Annotated in this window: 1 pseudogene; it reads right to left on the bottom strand. The window is 33.6% G+C overall.

Annotation, left to right across the window (positions count from 1 at the left end):
* Positions 1–878 (bottom strand): annotated as a pseudogene (locus ACODSI_RS15020) (hypothetical protein); the annotation flags it as partial.
* Positions 879–1,239 lie beyond the last annotated feature (361 nt).

The raw sequence follows: 1,239 nt of genomic DNA on the forward strand, positions 1-1,239 counted from the left end.
CCATCAACGTAGGTTAATGTGTTTGGATAACAATCAGAATTATTAGTTACCCCACAAGCTACTAAATCAGGAGAACCAAAACCATCGCCATCAGCATCTAAATATTGTAATTGATTGTCGTTACAATCGGTGTTATTGGTAACACCAGAAGGCGCTTTTATATTCGAACCAAATCCATCACCATCAGCATCAGTATAGGTTACTAAATTATCATTTGAATCTAAATTATTGGTTACATAACCAACAGGAGCACCTGTACAATTGGTTTGTGCTACAGAAGGATTTCCAAAACCATCATTATCTGCATCTTGATAATAGGTTACATTAGCTGCTACAGTAAAAAAAGCTTTGTAATTCAACCCTCCATTACTGGCATATTGCGTTCCAGAACAGGATGTTTGTTGAGAAGAATAGACTTCCAAAGTATAATTGCCCGGTGGCAAACTATTACCTGCGATGATGTCATCACTATAAGAAGTTGAACTCCAACGCTGGTCTCTACCACCACATCCATTAGCAAAATCGGAAGTAAATCCAATGTTTCTATTGTTAAACGTTCCTTGTGGTCCTGAGGTTAAATAAACACTATACGAAATTTGAGTGCTTGATATATTACACGAACCACACTTGTAGTTGTTGTGTTCCGCTCCTTTAAAAATAATACCACTCGATCCTTGACAAAACGAACCGAGATTAGCCCCATTAAAATCTGGATTTCCAGTTGTTGCTTGCAAATCATAATACGTATTTCCTTGTCCGTTGATATTTAACACAATAAAAGTGGTATTAAAACCAGCCGATTGCCCAAATGACCATGAACCAATGAACAGCATTATCAATAAAAATCCTGTTTTAATTTTTTGTAATTTTTGTTTCATAAAAAGTAATTTTAAAGATTTAACAGTATACTCTTTTAAATTTGGGACAATAAAAATAATTAATTTGACACATAAAAATAACAGTCTGATACACTATAACGTTTTCGTGTTAACAAATTATCAGATATTTGGTAAAATAATATCACAACCGAAACTTTTCTCAAAGGTACAGAGGCCTATTGATTTTTAACATACGACAAACTACGTATATTAAAAAACCCTTCTCAAATCAATGAGAAGGGTTTTTATTTTTTAAGATATGTATTAAGAATTTATCGCTTAATTACACGTAAAGTTTTAATACTTTCATCTTGTGATACAATCACATTGTATACACCCGATGGATAGCTCGCTCCTACTG

This window comes from Flavobacterium sp. FG139, from assembly GCF_057809695.1.